Origin of the sequence: Pseudoalteromonas sp. SG43-5 (genome assembly GCF_014164345.1) — a bacterium.
In the GTDB taxonomy this organism is placed as follows: domain Bacteria; phylum Pseudomonadota; class Gammaproteobacteria; order Enterobacterales; family Alteromonadaceae; genus Pseudoalteromonas; species Pseudoalteromonas distincta.
Map to the genome: position 1 here is coordinate 154,806 of NZ_JACJFA010000009.1, position 18,979 is coordinate 173,784.

General features: G+C 37.7%; 11 protein-coding genes. 5 read left to right on the forward strand and 6 right to left on the reverse strand.

Annotation, left to right across the window (positions count from 1 at the left end; genetic code table 11):
* Positions 1 to 260 precede the first annotated feature (260 nt).
* Entirely contained in the window at positions 261 to 1,724 is a 1,464-nt protein-coding gene (locus H5161_RS11695) for a sulfatase (RefSeq protein WP_259398694.1), read from the forward strand.
* A 247-nt stretch (positions 1,725 to 1,971) separates the two neighbouring features.
* Here H5161_RS11695 and H5161_RS11700 read toward each other — a convergent pair whose 3' ends face one another.
* The gene (locus H5161_RS11700; protein ID WP_182769371.1) at positions 1,972 to 3,414 is read right to left on the reverse strand and encodes a sugar porter family MFS transporter; all 1,443 of its coding nucleotides are present in this window, start codon (positions 3,412 to 3,414) and stop codon (positions 1,972 to 1,974) included.
* A gap of 28 nt (positions 3,415 to 3,442) precedes the next feature.
* Positions 3,443 to 6,061 (reverse strand): glycoside hydrolase family 3 C-terminal domain-containing protein, encoded by a 2,619-nt coding sequence (locus H5161_RS11705; RefSeq protein ID WP_182769372.1) that lies wholly within the window; start codon positions 6,059 to 6,061, stop codon positions 3,443 to 3,445.
* Positions 6,062 to 6,475: 414 nt separating this feature from the next.
* Between H5161_RS11705 and H5161_RS11710 the strand changes: the two genes are divergently transcribed.
* Together H5161_RS11710 and H5161_RS11715 are read left to right on the forward strand one after the other, a co-directional pair.
* Entirely contained in the window at positions 6,476 to 9,484 is a 3,009-nt protein-coding gene (locus H5161_RS11710) for a TonB-dependent receptor (RefSeq protein WP_182769373.1), read from the forward strand.
* Positions 9,485 to 9,564: 80 nt separating this feature from the next.
* Positions 9,565 to 11,076 carry a tryptophan halogenase family protein gene (locus H5161_RS11715; RefSeq protein ID WP_182769374.1) on the forward strand — a complete coding sequence of 504 codons (1,512 nt, stop codon included), beginning with the start codon at positions 9,565 to 9,567 and terminating at the stop codon, positions 11,074 to 11,076.
* A 32-nt stretch (positions 11,077 to 11,108) separates the two neighbouring features.
* Here H5161_RS11715 and H5161_RS20245 read toward each other — a convergent pair whose 3' ends face one another.
* Entirely contained in the window at positions 11,109 to 12,284 is a 1,176-nt protein-coding gene (locus tag H5161_RS20245) for an AraC family transcriptional regulator (protein WP_182769375.1), read from the reverse strand.
* Positions 12,285 to 12,500: 216 nt separating this feature from the next.
* Here H5161_RS20245 and H5161_RS11725 point away from each other — a divergent pair, with 216 nt between their 5' ends.
* Positions 12,501 to 15,014 (forward strand): glycoside hydrolase family 3 protein, encoded by a 2,514-nt coding sequence (locus H5161_RS11725; RefSeq protein WP_182769376.1) that lies wholly within the window; start codon positions 12,501 to 12,503, stop codon positions 15,012 to 15,014.
* A 73-nt stretch (positions 15,015 to 15,087) separates the two neighbouring features.
* Entirely contained in the window at positions 15,088 to 16,815 is a 1,728-nt protein-coding gene (locus H5161_RS11730; protein ID WP_182769377.1) for a glycoside hydrolase family 9 protein, read from the forward strand.
* A 132-nt stretch (positions 16,816 to 16,947) separates the two neighbouring features.
* On the opposite strand, the gene H5161_RS20145 is transcribed toward H5161_RS11730, so the two are convergent.
* From H5161_RS20145 to tal, 3 genes are all read right to left on the reverse strand, one after another.
* Positions 16,948 to 17,364, reverse strand: a complete 417-nt coding sequence (locus H5161_RS20145) for a hypothetical protein (protein ID WP_310737013.1) — start codon at positions 17,362 to 17,364, stop codon at positions 16,948 to 16,950.
* A gap of 167 nt (positions 17,365 to 17,531) precedes the next feature.
* A complete protein-coding gene (locus H5161_RS20150) occupies positions 17,532 to 17,864 on the reverse strand; it encodes a hypothetical protein (protein ID WP_310737014.1) in 333 nt (110 codons plus the stop codon).
* A gap of 188 nt (positions 17,865 to 18,052) precedes the next feature.
* Positions 18,053 to 18,979: transaldolase (tal, locus tag H5161_RS11740; RefSeq protein WP_182769378.1), on the reverse strand; the 927-nt coding region annotated here is incomplete at its 5' end.

The following is an 18,979-nucleotide window of genomic DNA, read 5'->3' on the forward strand; positions in this document are numbered from 1 at the left end:
GAATAAATAACATTAATCGTTGCAGTAATAACTAATACTGCAATTATATAAATGTTTTTCTTATCCAAACGCGCATGTGATTTTTCATCTGTATTTTTCTTAAAATCAGACCGCATATGAGTTACTCCTAATAAAAACAACATAACCAATTGAACTGCAATGATTGATATTGCACTATATTGACCGATCTTGCAATTGAATGTATCTTTAATGCTTTAAATCAAGCTGGATTGAAAAAGAAAAGTTAAGGAAAGCTCATTATGAACAGACGCAATTTTCTTATTAGTAGCGCTAGTATAGCTGTTGCATCTTTAGCTGGATGTGAATGTAATTGGTTAGCACAATTAAAAAAAGAATACCCAAATGTATTAATGCTCATTATTGATGATTTAAATGATTGGATTGGCCCTTTAGGGGGGCATGCTAATACTAAAACTCCCAATATTGACCGTTTAGCCAATATGGGCACTGTGTTTACTAACGCCCACGCGCCTGCACCGCTGTGTGGACCATCACGCGCCAGCATTATGACTGGTCTAGCTCCCTCTACAACAGGTATTTATGGGCATGTTGAAGACAATGACATTAAGTCTGCTAACGATAAAGCGAGTCAATCAATATTTTTAAGCGAGTACTTTAGTCAACATGGCTATTATACTGCTGCTGTAGGTAAGGTTTTTCATAAGCAAGTAGCCGATGGAAGCTTTGACAATTACGGTGGTCGACAAAAAGGTTTTGGTCCTTACCCTCCAGAAAGAATGAAATGGCATGATCCTAGAACTAATACCGATTGGGGAGCATTTCCTGAATCTGATCAGCAAATGCCAGATTTTGAGTCTGCACAATGGTTAGCCGAGCAGTTAAACACAGAACACGATAAACCTTTTTTTATGGTAGGAGGATTTCTTCGGCCTCACGTCCCTTGGCATGTACCACAAAAATGGTTTGATATGCATCCAGTAGATGAGCTTGAGTTACCGCCTTATTTTAAAGATGACCTAAATGACGTGCCAGACATTGCCAAAGCGGTAACCGAACTACCTATGATGCCAACCACTGAGTGGGCAATTGAAAACGATGAATGGAAGAATATGGTGCAGGCTTATTTAGCGAGTATTTCGTTTGTAGATTCATGCGTGGGTACCGTGCTAGATGCCCTTGAAAAAAGTAAGTATGCAGAAAATACCGCAGTGGTATTGTGGGGAGATCATGGTTATCAGTTAGGTGAAAAAAGTAAATTTGCTAAAATGGCTTTATGGGAAAGGGCAACCCGAACACCGTTGATAATTAAACCGCCAAAGTCTTCGACCAAAAAAGTGAGTAATCGTCCTGTTAGTTTATTGGATTTGTATCCTACATTGATCAAAATATGTGGTTTGCCCGACAACCCGTTGAATGAAGGGCAGGATTTATCACCCTTGCTATGGAAGCCCGATGCACAGTGGGAGCATGCAGCAGTAACGACCTATGGGCCAAATAACCATGCAATTAGAACAGACCGTTATCGCTATATCCGTTACGAAGATGGAACAGAAGAGTTATACGATCATGAGAATGACAAAAATGAGTGGAATAATGTCGCTGTTTTAGATGAATACCAAGAAATTAAAGATCGCTTAATTGGTTTTTTACCCAAAGAAAATGCTGAGTGGTCTGTTGTTTCTGATTATACCGGCAACCCATACTTTTCAGAGCTGACTAAAAAAGCATTAATAGGAAAATAAAATTTTTCTTATGTTGTTTCAAAATAAAGATAAGATGCCTATCCCATGATGTTATTTTAAGCCAAGTATGGGAAAGCAGTTAATTAATAGACCTGATTAGATACGCGTACATATAGCGTATCTAAAACAAATGCTTGAATAGATCCCTCAAGCCCTATACATATTTTAACTGAATATGCGGTAGGCATTATATAGGGGAGAAGCTTACAAGTTATCGTCCTAAATGAGGAAATTTAGGACGATAAAGTTATACGTTTTCTAATTTCGTTCCTTTGGTTTCAGTTACTAAGTAAATAACAAAAAGTACCGATATAAAAGCAAAAAAAGCATAGAGCGAATACGCGAGTGCAAGCCCTCCACCGGCTAGCAATATCGGAAAGGTCATAGTAACTAAAAAGTTAGCCAGCCATTGAGCAAGACCTGCAACCCCTAAGCCTAACCCTCTCATGTTATTTGGAAATATCTCGCCGAGCATAACCCACATTACAGGACCCCATGAAAGGTTAAAAAAGAACACATATAAGTTGGCTTGTACTAGCGCAGTAAAGCCCCAGTCGCCAAGTTGTAATTGTCCTTGTGCGTCTATAATGCCATTAGAAAATGCGACAACTAAACCAATGAGCGAGAAGGTCATGCCCATTGACCCAATCAGCAAAAATGGCTTTCGGCCTAATCTATCAATAAGCGATAAAGTAATAAAGCAGGCAATTAAGCTAATTACGCCACTAATAATATTGATTAAAAGTGCATCTGATTCTGAAAAACCAACGGCTTGCCATAATATAGCGCCATAGTAAAATACCACGTTAATACCGACTAGTTGCTGTAATGTTGCAAGCCCAATTGCAATATAAACGACTGGTTTAAGCTTGAATGTGTTTGTTTGAAATAAGTTACTTATCTTAGATTTTTTACTATTACCTAATGACAGCCTGATTTCTTCCCACATTGATTTGGCATTTTTAGCACCGAATAAATGCGATAAAATTTTCATTCCTGCTTGTTGTTTATTTTTCATTGCTAAATAGCGCGGGCTTTCTGGAATAAAAAATAAAGTGACTAAAAAAATAGTTGCAGGGATTAATTCTATCCAAAACATCCATCGCCACGTATCAAAGCCTGACCAAAGCACTTCGGTTGAGTTCCCAGATATTTGTACGAGTAAATAGTTACTTAAAAAAGAGCAAAATAATCCTAAAATAATAGCAATTTGCTGAATAGAAGTAAGCGTACCACGTAAACGTGCCGGGGCTATTTCACTTATATAAGCGGGCGTTAGTATTGAAGCAGCTCCTACCGCCAAGCCGCCAATTAAGCGATAAATTATAAATTCCCCCGACGATCCTGCAATGCCTGAGCCCCAGGCACTGATGATAAAAAGAACAGCAGTTGCAAGTAATACCTTTTTACGACCAAAATGATCGGCGCTTTTACCTGCTATTAATGCACCAATAGCGCAGCCTAGCAGCATACTCGCTACATTAAAGCCGGTTACTACGCTATCAGAGTTAAATGCACCTTTAAGTCCATCAACTGTGCCATTAATTACACCGCTATCAAAACCAAATAAAAATCCACCAATCGCAGCTACGCACGCGATAAAAAATATACGTAATAAGTTCTCGCTTTCGTTATTCTCTAACTGAATAGATTCACCACTGAGCGTGGGATCTGTCGCTGTATTTTCCATTTTATTATTCCTAGATTTTTATTATTTTTTATAAAACAATGTTAGACACTGTAAATTTATCTTTTGGTATTTTAATACCTTGCCCAGAGCCCACCGTAACAATTAAGCGTCCTTTGTACGCAACAGCAATACCTTGCTCATTGATATAAGTGAGTTTATTTTTAGGAATTGTAAATTGGACGTCGTTTTGTGCTTTGTTTTTAAGAGTAACGTGCTTAAAACTCACTAATTGTTTATTAGGTGTTCTAATTGGCGCGTCGGGCATAGAAATATAAACTTGAGCAACATCGTCAGCTGTAAAACTGCTTTGGTTAGCGATTGTTGTTGTTAGGTTTAAATCGCCAGTGTCTGCGTTTATTGAATGACGTGTGTTTTTGTATTTAAAGTCTGCGTAACTTAAGCCGTAACCAAATGGGTAAAGTACTTCACCTTCATAATATTTGTATGTACGGTTTTGCATTGAGTAGTTTTTAAAGTCAGGTAAATCTGAAACTGATTTATAAAAGGTGATAGGCAATTTACCTGATGGGCTAAAGTCGCCGTAAAGTAAACCAGCTAGCGCGCTTCCTGCTGCCTCACCTGGATAGAAGCCCTGCACAATAGCGTCTATATTTTCGTTCTCCCAATTTAATGCCATTGCACTACCGCTCATATTTACAAGTACGATAGGTTTACCGGTCTGCTTTAGCTTTTTAAGTAAATTAAGTTGGCTTTTAGGTAAATTAATATTGGTTCGATCTCCGTGAGAAAACCCTTCAATTTGCAGTGGCATTTCTTCACCTTCAAGATTGGCACTAATACCGCCTACAAATACAATAACATCCGCTTCATTGGCATTGATCAGCGCTTGTTGAGTAAGGTTTTGAGGGTTTTTCAACCAGCCTAAACTCGCTGTTGGGTTAATAACGTTGCTATGCCAAAAATGATTGAATTTAGCTTGTGCAGTTAATATATATTCTTCATTTTTATTAAGCGTTATAGCGCCATTAACAGTTTTACCATTAAGTGTAAAACTTATATTGGTGGCTTTAAAATAGTATTGTGCTGTTTGCTCAGGTTTAATTATTCCGTCCCATTTAACAGCAAATTCTTGCTCAATAGAGTTGTCGATAGGGGAGCGTTCCCAGCTAAAATCGATATTTTTATCTATTTGTCGTTTAGCTGGTTGACGGTCAAAATTACTCGCTGGGTAATACTGGGCAATTAACCCTGGCTGCATTTGATTATTATGATCTAGATGAAAAAAATGCTTTGCCTCAATAGGTTGGTAATGTGTATAAACCTCACCGGTAATGCTTGAGCCTGCAGAATATGTAAGTTTATTTTTACCTAGGCGTTTTTCTAATGCGTATTTAGGAGTAATGGGTTTGATAGGTGTGCCGTTGTAATTTCCTAATAAAATAGCGGTGTTATTTGCATTCGGGCCAATTAACGCTATTTTTTCGTTACCTTTTAAAGGCAGCAATTGTTTATTTTTAAGTAATACTAATGATTTTTGAGCTGCTTCTTCGGTGAGTTTTAAATGTTCTGCAGCTCCAACTAACGTCATCGGTTTTTTAGAAAAAGGCACATTTTTAGCATCATCAAACATTCCTAATTTAAAGCGCGCATACATAAGGCGTTTTAATGCTATATCTATATCACTTTCTTCAACTAATCCTTCTTGTACGGCCTGAGTTAAATAACTATAGGTATTACCATGATGATCACCGCAATTTAAATCGGTTCCTGTTTTAAGCGCCATCGCTGCAGCTTGTGCTTCTGTACTGACTATATTGTGTGATTTTACGTCGTAAAAATCGGCAATAGCGCCACAGTCAGACACGATGTAACCCTTAAAATTAAATTCATCACGTAATTTATTTTGAATTAACTCGTTGTTACCACAAGCCGGCGTGCCATTTACGCTGTTATATGCACACATTACTGATGCTACATCCGTTTGTGCTATTACATCTTTAAATGCGGGTAAATAGGTTTCTGCTAAATCTTTTTTAGATGCAGTGTAGTCGTCACTGTGCCTTGAAACCTCCGGGCCGCTATGTACTGCATAATGCTTAAGTGTTGCTACAGATTTTAAATACTTAGAGTTATCACCTTGTAAGCCGTTAATAAAATTAACCGCAATACGGGTTGTTAAATAAGGGTCTTCACCGTAGGTTTCTTGACCACGGCCCCAGCGTGGATCTCTAAAAATATTTATGTTTGGCGACCAATACGTCAGCCCTGTATACATTGAGTGGTTATTTTCATTTAAAAAGGCATGATGCTTTGCTCTGCCTTCGTCAGAAATAGCCGTGCCAACTCTTAATATTAAATCTTCATCAAATGTGGCAGCAAGACCAATCGCCTGAGGAAAAACAGTTGCTTTACCGGCTCTAGCTACACCGTGAAGCGCTTCGTTCCACCAATTATATTTTGGTATATTTAAGCGCTCAATCGCGGGGGTTTTATCAAATAGTTGAGCTACTTTCTCTTCTAATGTTAAGCGATTTACTAAGTCATTTACGCGCTCGTCAGTTGTTGCCGCTTCATCTAGATAAAGTGGTGTATCTGTACCTGTATTTAATTGTTTATGGGGCGCACAACTAACTAAAGTAGCGATTGCTGTAAGTGCAATAAAGCCTTTTATATTTTTGTTAACCATTGTTATCAACTCTTTATTGGTGTGTGATAAAAATAAATTAACAGAGGTTATTATTAGAGTCGTCTAAGGGTAAGATTAATATAAATTTGAACGTTTAAATGAGCGTATTTACGTAAGTTCATACTTTTATTCCCTAAATAATAGGTATTAAGCTGCAAATACGTGTTAATTACTATTTAACAGTATGATTTTCAGTCCCTATGTATTAATCCATTTATAAAAACTAAGTATGTATATATAACCAAAGTAGCTTAATAAAGCGTTCAAATAGCGGTATGTGTGGTTAGTTAGGCGATTTTTGCCTTTAATTTTATTAAACCTATACCTGCACGATAACCACATACACAAAAAAGACAGGATAAGAATTTTAAGTGCTACGTGAGTAGTCTTTAAATTCTGATTGGGGAAATAAGAATGAAGAACATAAAACAGAGCCGTAAATTTAAGTTGTCGATAATTGCCACTGCAATTATGGCATCACCATTTTCTTGTAATGTATTTGCAGCACAAGAAGAAGCCGTAGCAAAACCTAATGAAGATAATATAGAAATTGTGATTGTAGAAGGGACACGCTCAAATCTCATTAATGCCCAAAATATGAAGCGAGAAGGCGAAACCGTACTCGATGCTATCTCAGCAAAAGATATTGGGTCTTTACCTGATCGAAGTGTACTTGAGGCAATTACCCGTTTACCGGGAGTGTCTATTGAACGCTTTGCAGCTGCAAATGATCCAGATCATTATGGTGTTGAAGGTAGCGGTGTTGTTGTTCGTGGATTAACACATACACGCAGTGAATTTAACGGCCGTGACACTTTTACTGCAGATTCAGGGCGAGGATTAAGTTTTCAAGATGTACCGCCAGAATTAATGGGGTCAGTTGAATTATTTAAAAACCAATCGGCAGATATGATTGAAGGCGGTATAGCTGGTACCGTCAATTTGGTTACACGTAAACCTTTTGATGCCGACGGCCGAGTAATCGCTTTTACTTTAGATGGAACATATAGCGAATTTGCAGATGAAACAACACCGTCATTTTCTGGTTTATATAGTGATATATTTGATTTAGATAATGGCAGACTCGGCGTATTAGTAAATTATTCAAACTCTAAACTAAAAGCGCAGTCAGACGGTACACAAATAGGACGTTACGAAGAGCAAAATGAACTTGTTAATGGGCAAGCTGTATTTGTGCCTCGTACTACGCGTTTAACCCGAAAAGAAGATGACAGAAACAGAGAAGGTTTTGCAGGAGCACTACAGTTTGAAAATGAAAGTAAAACGCTTTTAGCTACAGCCCAATTTATTCGCTCTGATTCGTCACTAGCGTGGACTGAACACGCTATAGAAATGGCCGATGATGCTGTTATTAATGATTTAGTGGCTCTTGAAGGTACTGAGTTTGATATTACTGACCAAGGGCTTTTTGAGTCGGGTTTTATTACATCAAATGCAGGTTGGCGTGGTAATGATGCGCAGCGTCAACCACCAGGTGAATTTGGTGCACAACATGCGATGATCACACGTTTTAGAGATCAAGATAACGTAGTGGACGATTACGGTTTTAATCTTAAGTATCGACCTAACGATACATGGTCGTTTAATTTTGACGCTCAATATGTAGAGTCTACATCAGAGATTTTTGATTTTTCTGTTATGGGCGCAACTCGCGCTGTAATTGGTATTGAACAAAACGGCACAGAGTTACCTGATATTACTTTACTTGACCCAGCAAATAGCGGCGATGCAGGATTCTTTACCGATCCTCATAACTATTTTTGGCGCAGTGCAATGGATCACATATCTGATAATGATGGTAAAGAAGTTGCCTTTGCAGGTGATACACAATACACATTTGATAGTGGCTTTTTTACTAGCGTAAAAGTTGGTGCTCGTTATGCTAAGCGAGAGCAAACTACACGTCAGTCTACTTTTAATTGGGGATGGCTGTCTGAGGCGTGGGCAGGTAATGGCAGTGCATGGTTTGATGCACAAGGCGACGAGCTAGGTGCTAGTTTAGGCGATAGCTATGAGGAAGTAACTTTTGATAACTTCGCCAGAGGCGGGGTATTAAATGTTGCCTCAGAGGGAGCATTTTTGTTTCCTAAAGAGTCATTTGTAAAAGACTACAATAATGCAGAATCTGCCTTTGCGTCTTTATCACCAAATTGGCAACGTTTGTCGAGCAGAGACGGCGCGGTTGGAGATTTTTTAAATAACGAAATTAATGAAACGTCTGAGGTGAATAATGCGTTTTATATTAAAGGTAATTTTGAAGGTGAATTAGGTGACATGTTTTATAGCGGCAACGTGGGCCTACGCTATGTAAAAATAAAAAACGAAACAGATGGCTTTTTAACATTCCCAGATACCGTTGGCGATATTAACGATGCATCCGATCCCGATAATTTTTTACCCTCGGATCAAGCGGCCTTTGGCAATGCAGGATTTACAGAGCAAACTGCAAACAGCGAATACACAAATATACTGCCTAGCTTAAATGTAAAATTAAACTTGAAAGATGATTTAATTTTACGCTTTGGCTTTTCAGAAGCTATAGCACTGCCGGCTTTAGGAAACCTAAGAAACTTTGTAAAAATCACGCCTGAAGACTTAGTGATCACCTACGATGAAAGCTCAGATGAAAGACAAATTCAAGACGCACGCTATTCACGCTATACAGCTAACTCGGGAAATCCATTTTTAAAACCAATGGAGTCGTACAACTACGATTTAGCGCTAGAATGGTATTTCTCTGAAGGAGTGGGTTCACTTACATCATCATTCTTTTATAAAGATATGAGTAATTATTTTATTAATGGCTCAGTAGATAGAGAGTTTGCTAATAATGGTGCTACTCAGGTAGTACAAGTAAACGGTGCTACAAATGGTGATGAAGGTTCTGTGCAAGGTTTTGAGCTGGCTTACCAGCAGTTTTATGACTTTTTACCTGGTGCCTTTAGTGGTATCGGGATGCAGTTTAACTATACCTATATTGAAGAAGAAGGATCACCAAATGCAGGGTTATCACCAGATAAGCCTGATTCAACAGAAGGCGCCGATGTTGCATTTGATGGATTGCCTCTTGAGGGGCTTTCTAAAGACAACATAAACATTGTAGCTATGTACGAAAAATATGGCATAAATGCACGCTTAGCTTATAACTGGCGCTCTGAATATTTGCTAACCAGTAAAGATGTAATAACTCAATTACCTATCTATAACGAGGCGGGTGGTCAGCTTGATGGTTCTGTATTTTATAATCTCACGGACTCATTTCAAATTGGCTTACAAGGTACCAATTTAACTAACGAAGTGGCGCGTACTTCTATGCAAATAGACAACGATAATAATCGTATATCACGGTCTTGGTTTGCCAGCGAACGTCGATTTAGTATTATTTTAAAAGGTAACTTTTAATAAATACCATTAGTACATAAATAAACGCTATGACTGCTTATTAAGCAGTCATAGCGTTTTGTTATATAAGGTAATAAAAAATGAGTGATTCAAGAATTAAGTCTATTGTTATAGTCGGTGGTGGTTCAGCAGGATGGATGAGTGCCTCGGCGTTGGCTAAAGTTATTGGCTGTGATAATTATAGCATTACACTTGTTGAATCTAGCGAGATAGGCACTGTGTCGGTAGGTGAGGCTACTATTCCGCAAATTCAGCTATTCAATACAATACTCGATATTGATGAATCTGAGTTTATTCGCTCTACAAATGCAACGTTTAAACTAGGTATTGAGTTTATAGATTGGAAGGAAAAGGGGCATCGCTATTTTCATCCTTTTGGAAATTACGGTACTAATATGGAGGCGCTGCCTTTTCATCACTTTTGGTTGAAAATGCAAGATGACCCAAAATTTAAAAAAACTTCTAACTTATCTAACTACTCACTGGCATCGGTAGGTGCTTACGCCAACAAATTTATGCACCCGTCTACCCAGCAAAACACACCGCTAGCAGGTATTAATTATGCCTACCACTTTGATGCAACCCTTTATGCTAAATTTTTAAGTAAATACGCGATAAATAAAGGTGTTAAGCGTATTGAAGGTCAGGTTGATGAAGTAAAAACCAACCCTGTAACAGGAATGTTAGAGTCGTTAGTGTTAAACGATAACACGGTACTCAGCGGTGATTTATTTATTGATTGCTCAGGTTTTAAAGGATTGCTAATTGAGCAAGCACTTAAAACAGGCTACGAAGATTGGACCCATTTACTTCCTTGTAATAAAGCGGTTGCAGCGCCTTGTTTATCTACAAAATCACTAAACCCTTATACACAGTCTACGGCGCAGAGTGTGGGCTGGACTTGGCGAATACCGCTGCAAAACAGAGTAGGTAATGGGTTTGTGTATTCAAGCGAGTTTATGGATGACGATAAAGCGCAGAGTTTATTATTAAACACACTGGAATCAAGCCCTCTAAATGATATAAATAGCTTACAGTGGGTTACAGGTATGCGTAAAAAAAGTTGGAATAAAAACTGTATTGCTATTGGTTTATCGGCAGGCTTTGTTGAACCACTTGAATCTACAGGGTTACATTTAATTCAGTCGGCTATTGCAAAACTGATGACGTTGTTCCCAAGTAAAGCTTTTACGCAGTGCGATATTGACTTGTTTAATCAGCAAACTGAAACAGAGTATCATCGTATTCGCGATTTTATTATTTTGCATTATAAGTTAACAAATCGCGATGATAGTGAATTTTGGCGTTATTGTAAAAACATAGAAATGCCAGATTCGTTAAAACAAAAAATAGATATGTTTAGTGAAAACGGGCGTATTTTTAGACATGACAACGAATTATTTAACGAAACATCTTGGCTTGCTGTTATGCACGGACAAGGCATTAAACCTAAAAGCTACCACCCACTAGTTGATAGACTAAGCCATGATGAAATAGAGCGTAGACTAAAAAATATTGAATTAGTAATTAGTCGCTCAGCAAATGTAATGCTCGATCATCAGGCGTATATCTTAAAAAATTATACGCCATAATGCATTGTTGTAGAGAGTTGTAAGTGGACAATCTAAGCTTTTGCTTGGCGTTCCCAATGCTCTTTTCTAAATTGAGTGGGTGTTATACCCACTAGTTTTTTAAAAAATGTATTAAAAGTCGCTTTGCTGTTAAACCCTGCTTTATCCATAATGTCCAACATGGTCACTGTTTTATTTTCTTCTAAAAGTAGCAGCCGTTTACTTTCTTCAATTCTGTAGTGATTTATAAACTCAAAAAAGTTTTTACCAAAGTGCCTATTAATTATTGATGAAAGGCTTCTTGACCCCATTCCTAATTGGCTTGCTAGGTTATCTAGTGTGAGTAAATGGTTTAAATAAGGTTTGTTTTGTAGCAAGTAGCTTTCAATTTTTTGTATTTTTTCGGGTTCAAAAACCTCTGGCAATTTACTTTGTTCGGTAGTGAGTGTGTCGTCAATACCTTGGAATATTCTTGAATGACCTGCACTAAAAAATATTAGGCTCGTTATTAATAAAAGTACCGCGTAGTTAGAGGTAAGCCCTAATAGTTCGTGATCGACAATTATCCCAATGTCATAAGACATAATAATACCAAGCGAGACAAATATCGCGTTTAAATGAACAACTAAAAAGCCAATAACTAAGACTTTTAACCAAGTCAGATCGACACTTTCTAGTTCTGCAAATTCATTTTTGATATTTTTTTGATATTTTTGTAATTCTAAAAAGCACAAAACACTGATAGAAAACCGGAAACATTCTCGAGAAAAATAAATTATACGATCAACGATAGGTGTAGTTTCAATGGTACCGTTTTGGAGTGCATTTAATTTAACGCTGTTGTCGAGCATAAGCCAATCTAGTGTGAAATAGATGGCATAAAGTATAAAAGGAATAAAATACAGTGCGTCAATTTTTTTAACTTCATAATTTTTATTAACTAACGATTTTATATAGAGCAAAAGTAGCGGGACTTCTAACCAAAATGCTAAGCCGAATGTATAAAACAAATTTGGCGATAAATTTAATGCAAAAGGTCTAAATGCTTCACCAAAGTTTATAAGATTATCCATAGGAATAGCGGCTTGAGCTAATAAAAAGCAGGCAAGTAGGCAGTTACTTAATTTATTCCCTTTTTTTAATGTGATTAAAAATACGCTAAACGATAAGCATATGAATACGGTAAAAATTAAAGCGAGATCGTGTGTGTTAAAAAGTACTGCTTTCACAATTTAATATACCTTTATGAAAATTTTTATTTGGCACAAATGTGTCATTTACGTTGTTGTGTAGGTAAGCCAGTTTAACATTTAAAACACTTGTCGTGTTCAAATAGAGCATATTACCTGTATTTAAACGCCTAAAGCTTCTATTTGAACGACTTCATGAAATATTTGTAATAAAACTATATGTCACACTAACAAAATTATCAGGTTATTAATTTAATGAAAAATTTTTATTCTTCATTTGTTTTAGGCTCGGTTTTAGGTATTGCATCTTCAAACGTATTGGCCAAAAACGATATAACACTTTGGCCAAAAATCGAACCGGCAATAGAAAAGAATGCCGAAATAGAGGTTAAAATTACACACATAATCAATAAAATGTCGCTTGAACAAAAAGTCGGTCAAATGGTTCAAGCAGAAATAACATGGGTCACTCCGCAAGATGTTAAAAAATACCATTTAGGATCGGTTTTAAATGGAGGTGGTACATTTTTGCATAATGACCGCAATGCAAGTGTGTCTGATTGGGTGTCGTTTATGGATGAGTTGTACTTAGCCTCAATGGATACATCCTCTGGTGGTTTAGCTATTCCTGTTACGTATGGTATTGATGCCGTACATGGAAATAATAAATTTATTGGCGCTACTTTATATCCTCATAATATTGGTTTGGGTGCAGCGCATAACCCAGCGTTAATTTATAAAATTGGTGAAGCAACAGCAAAAGAAGTCCTCCTTGCAGGAATCGATTGGACCTTTGCACCTACATTGGCAGTTGCCAGAGATGATCGGTGGGGGCGAACCTATGAAAGCTACTCTGAAGATTCAGAGATAGTTGCTTTGTATTCAAAAGAAATGATTGAAGGGCTACAAGGTCAAGTAAATACATCTAACTTTTTAGATGACGACCATATCTATTCTACCGCTAAGCATTGGGTGGGCGATGGTGGTACTTATCAAGGGATTGATCAAGGCGATAATAGAGAAACAGAAAAAGATTTAATTAAAAACCATGCAGCGGCTTATTTTCCGGCTATAAAAGCGGGTGTACAAAGTATTATGGCCTCGCATAATATGTGGAATGGACTGCGTTTACATGGCAGTAAATACCTGCTTACTGATGTGTTAAAAACTCGACTCGGTTTTGATGGCTTCATAGTAGGTGATTGGAATTCGCATAGTAAAATACCTGGCTGTACTAACGATAGCTGCCCACAGGCTGTAAATGCTGGGCTTGATATGTTTATGGTAGTCGAAGATTGGAAGGCTTTTATAGGTAATACAATAGAGCAAGTTGAAAATGGCATTATTCCCATTGAACGTATTGACGATGCAGTTAGGCGTATTTTACGTGTAAAAATGCGTTCGGGGCTATTCAATAAAGGACTTCCATCAAAACGTAAATACGCTAACCAAAAACAATTATTAGGTGCTCCTGAACACAAAGCGATTGCAAGGCAAGCTGTACGAGAGTCTTTAGTGCTGCTGAAAAACAATAATAATTTGTTACCGCTTAGCCCAAATAGTAAAGTTTTAGTTGCTGGCGACGGCGCTGATAATATGAGTAAGCAAACGGGTGGTTGGACAATTAATTGGACTGGTGAGGGTAATGTCAAATCTGATTTTCCTGGAGGTACATCAATATTTGATGGTATTGAGCAGGCGGTAAACAAAGCAGGTGGTAAGGCGGTATTGAGCCCTGATGGAAGCTTTGATGAAAAACCCGATGTTGCTATTGTTGTATTTGGTGAAAACCCATACGCAGAGTGGATTGGTGACTTGAAATCAATAGCTTATCAGGCTCACTCTCATCGTGACGCTAAATTAATCGAGTCATTAAAATCAAAGGGCATAAAAGTGGTATCTGTATTTTTATCTGGCCGGCCACTTTGGGTTAATAGAGAAATAAACGCATCTGATTCGTTTGTTGCTGCTTGGCTTCCAGGTAGTGAAGGCGTAGGTGTAGCTGACGTGTTATTTAGCAATAAAAAAGGAAATATCGAGTATGACTTCAAAGGTAAGCTTTCTTTTTCATGGCCTAAATACGCGTCGCAAGTTGTATTAAATAGATTCGATAAACCGTACGATCCATTATTTTCTTATGGATTTGGCTTAACTTACAAGGATAATATAAACCTTGGTAAGTTAAATACTCACAATGATTTTGTATTTGAAGTACCCACCAATACACCCTATGTAATTATGCAGGGTAGGGCAAAAGGTGATTGGAACTACCAATTGCAAACTGAGGAAGAAATAAAAGATATCAAAACTCCGGTTGGTAAAATTCAAGGCTTAAGCATGATTGAAGCTGACAAAGAAATTCAAGGAGACGCAAAAGAATTCACTTGGACTGGCAGTAATCATGCATCTGCATTAATTAGCTCAACATGGTACAGAGAGGATTTATCGCAGTATTTAATTAATAAAAGTGCTTTAACATTTGATATACGTATAGAGGCTTACCCAGAAAAAGCGTTAAATGTTCAAATGGGCTGTGGTAAAAGCAAGTGTGGTTCGTTTGACATAGCGCCTATTATTAAAGAATTTAAATTAAGTACATGGCACAAAGTATCGATAGATTTATTGTGTTTTGCTAATAAGGGGGTTGAATTTGAACGCTCTAGTGCGCCATTTGTTTTATCAAGTGAAGGCTCAGCTAAAATACGCGTTGCCAATGTTCAATTTGAACCTAAAGCAAAGGAAACAGCTAATATAAAATGCGGTGAATAAATGGCAAAGGGTGCATATCAGCGCACCCTTGTTGTATTTTCGCTTGAATTTATACGCATAAGGAAAGGGGATTATGAAAAATGTTGTTTTAAAATTAACGTTAATCGCTATGTTTTTTTTGAGTGCATGCTCGGCGGTAGTAAAAGACGATTTTAGTAAACTGAGCACAGAGTCATCTAATCAAAAAATAGCAGTTAACCAGCTTGGTTATTTAGTTAATAGCGAAAAAATAGCAATTGTTCCAAATGTTATCGCGACTACTTATGATTTAGTTGATGTAAATAGCAATAAAGTAATACTTCGTGGACGGTTATCACACCCAAAAATGTGGGGTAACTCAGGAAATGACACATTTAAACACGCTGAATTTACAGATATTGTAACATCAGGAAAATACCTGCTACGCATTAAAGGAGTGAGCGATTCTGCCGTATTCCCAATTAATAATCATGTATATGACTCAGTTCATACAGCGGCGTTAAAATATTTTTATTTAAATCGGTCAAGTATTGAAATAGAGAAAAAGTATGCAGGTATTTATGCGCGACCTTTAGGGCATAAAGACGACAGCGTACTTTATCATTTATCTTCAGAGCCAGGTGATGACTTCAAAGCTAAAAAGGTTCAATCTCAAAAAGGCTGGTACGATGCGGGTGATTATGGCAAGTATGTTGTTAATTCTGGCATTGCAACTTACACATTGCTTGCGGCATTTGAGCATTATCCTGAGATGTATCAAAAGCAAATATTAAACATCCCAGAATCGTCAGATAATGTCCCTGATATTATAAACGAAGCACTATGGAACCTTGAATGGCTGATCACAATGCAAAGCAAAGATGGGGGTGTTTACCACAAACTCACAACGCTAGAATGGCCAGGTTATGAAATGCCGCATGAAGATAAAAGAACGCGCTACCTGATTGGTAAAACTACAGCGGCTAGCCTTAATTTTGCAGCTACGCTATCAGCAGCAAGTCGAGTAATTGCTCCGTATTACCCTAATAAAAGTAAACAGTATTTAGGTGCTGCAATTAAGGCGTGGAAGTACTCGCTTGAAAATCGAACCCAATATTATGAGCAACCCGCTGATGTTAAAAGCGGCGAGTATGGAGATAGCCAACTAAAAGATGAGTTTGCATGGGCTGCTGCAGAGTTATTTTTAACAACCAAAGATAAGGGTTTTTATAATGTTTACAAAGAGATAAATATTGATTACTCAGCTCCTTCATGGAGGAATGTATCGTATCTTTCCTTGAGCAGTTTACTGTTTAAAGCAAAAGAATTATTGAGCAAGCAAGAATATGAAGATCTTAAAATAAAGCAAAAAAATTTAGCTGATATGTATTTAAAACAACATATAAGCAGCTCTTATAGCGTAGCTATGGAAAAATCTGACTTTGTATGGGGAAGTAATTCAGCAGCGTTAAATAAAGCGATAGTTTTGCTACAAGCCGCTCAGTTAAATAATAATTCGCAGTACTTAAAGGCTGCGCAAGGGCTTGTTGATTACATTTTAGGACGCAACCCAACAGGGTATTCGTTTGTTACTGGTTTTGGTGATAAAACACCACAACACCCGCATCATCGAATTGCACAAAGTGATGGCATTACAGCTCCAGTACCAGGTATGTTAGTTGGCGGTCCCCAAGCTGGGCAGCAGGATGAGTGTAACTATGATTCCAACGAACCTGCAAAATCATACAGCGATAGCTGGTGTAGTTACTCAACGAACGAAGTGGCAATTAATTGGAATGCCCCTTTAGTTTATACGCTTGGCTCGTTAATCGCTCAACAATAATTTAATTTTAATACTTTACAATACTCTGGTGATGGAAAGGATATAGGTTACAACGTTCATTACTTTAATTAATTTAACGATACGCATATTCAGTGAACTACTCATCGACACGAAGTGGCGTCGTTCTGTAGTTCACAGTGTTGTAAAACAATAATTAATAAGTGTTTGCAGAGGTGTCTCTGGGGTTAAATAGGCAAATGGAAAATTAAGATTATTAGGACTGTTTGGAGAAAACTGAGGCTCTAAGTAAATACCGTCGAATTGATTAAACGGACTTTGTAAACGATGGCCTGTATATACCTGAATAGCAGGATAGCAGGATAGCAGGATAGCAGGATAGTTAGAAAGTACATTGAGCATAAGTTTATTAAGCACGCTCGCATTCTTGTAGTCAAAAGTAGTATTTGCTACAAGGGCTATTAACCCTGCAGGAATTGCTTGAGAATTTATAGGCGTATAATGCGCAGCGGCCAATTTTAATATATGCCCTTGTGCACTGTTATTTATACCATTTAAATTAAAATACGAGTGCGATGTAGGCCCTGCGATCGCTTTTGTTACTGGTAATTGTAAATATAATGCTTAGATTACTTTTGCTATTACAGCCAGTAGTAAAGCTATACAGCACATTAAATGTAGTTTTACCTGAGTAGCCGTTGTAACCATCGGGTAAAGTAACACTTAAACTGAGCTCACTTTTTATAGTAATCGAGCAGTCAAAATGAGTCGCTTAATGCTTTTTGGCCCCCCCGTGGAGTTGGTTTACTTCTTCGTTTTTTAAGTGCATAGGCTTTATTAATGTGTATTTGTGCGTCACTTAGCCTATTTGCATAAGGACCAGCAACAGCGCCTAAGTAAAATGGATCGCTTAAATAGCCATAAAGATTCGCATAGCCAAGCACGATATTTCGTTTTTCATTATCAATTAGGGTAATCCATCTGGTAAGCCGTACCCCATAGTTAATAATGGATATTGTGTTATTGCTTTCATTAGTTAAGGTATATTCGACAATTGTAGTTGTAATAGAGTTTTGTCTCTTTTGAGAAATGCGTCGAGCTTTAAATGACTTAGCGCATTAATTGTATAAGACTTTTAATTAATGGTTGTATATCTATCGCATCCAAACTAAGTGCGTGAATAGCATTAGCAAAAGGCCCACGCAAAGAAAGCTGAGTCATGTATTACCTCAAATGAAATTAAAAAAGCCCGCACGATATGTAGCAGGCTTGAGGGAAATTAGTTTAGTAAGTCTTCAACCAATTTAGCCAAAATACGCTGATCTTTGGCAAAGTTACGAATACCTTCACCGAGCTTTTCGCTGGCCATTGCATCTTCGTTGTGCTGCCATAAAAATTGCTCATGGGTGAGTGGGGTTATGTCGCTTTGCGGTGCTTTGGCAATGTTTGCAGCGTCAAGCTTTGTAACCAGTTCACCTTCTTGGCTTTGTAAATCATTGAGCAGTGCGGGTGAGATCGTCAGTAAATCGCAGCCAGCAAGCTCGATTATTTCCTGGGTATTTCTAAAGCTTGCGCCCATTACCACGGTTTTATAATCGTACTTTTTGTAGTACTGATAAATACCTGTAACCGACTGCACACCAGGATCTCCGCTTGGGGTATATTCTTTATTATCACGGGCTTTGTACCAATCAAGAATACGACCAACAAACGGGGATATAAGCGTTACGTTAGCTTGTGCGCACGCAATGGCTTGAGCCATCGAAAAAAGCAGCGTTAAGTTACATTTAATGCCTTCTTTTTCTAATTGCTCGGCGGCTTTAATGCCTTCCCACGTTGAAGCAAGTTTAATAAGTACGCGGTCTTTTGAAATACCCGCTTGCTCGTAAAGCGAAATAAGCTTACGCCCTTTGGCAATACTTGCTTTGGTGTCAAACGATAAACGCGCATCTACTTCGCTCGATATACGGCCAGGTATTACCTTTAGTATTTCACAGCCAAAGTTAACAATAAGTTGGTCGCAAATAGCGTCAACGTCGTTGCCAGCTTTGCTTATAGCATCACTAATTAAATGTTTATACTGAGGTAATTTTGCAGCTTGTAAAATTAACGAAGGATTGGTTGTTGCATCAACCGGTTGTAGGGCTTTGATTGACTCTACATCGCCACTGTCGGCAACGACCGTGGTTACTTTTTTGAGTTGTTC

Coding starts and splice junctions, on each gene's coding strand:
- H5161_RS11695 (WP_259398694.1), top strand. CDS start 261: ATGAACAGACGCAATTTTCTTATTAGTAGCGCTAGTATAGCTGTTGCA.
- H5161_RS11700 (WP_182769371.1), bottom strand. CDS start 3,414: ATGGAAAATACAGCGACAGATCCCACGCTCAGTGGTGAATCTATTCAG.
- H5161_RS11705 (WP_182769372.1), bottom strand. CDS start 6,061: ATGGTTAACAAAAATATAAAAGGCTTTATTGCACTTACAGCAATCGCT.
- H5161_RS11710 (WP_182769373.1), top strand. CDS start 6,476: ATGAAGAACATAAAACAGAGCCGTAAATTTAAGTTGTCGATAATTGCC.
- H5161_RS11715 (WP_182769374.1), top strand. CDS start 9,565: ATGAGTGATTCAAGAATTAAGTCTATTGTTATAGTCGGTGGTGGTTCA.
- H5161_RS11725 (WP_182769376.1), top strand. CDS start 12,501: ATGAAAAATTTTTATTCTTCATTTGTTTTAGGCTCGGTTTTAGGTATT.
- H5161_RS11730 (WP_182769377.1), top strand. CDS start 15,088: ATGAAAAATGTTGTTTTAAAATTAACGTTAATCGCTATGTTTTTTTTG.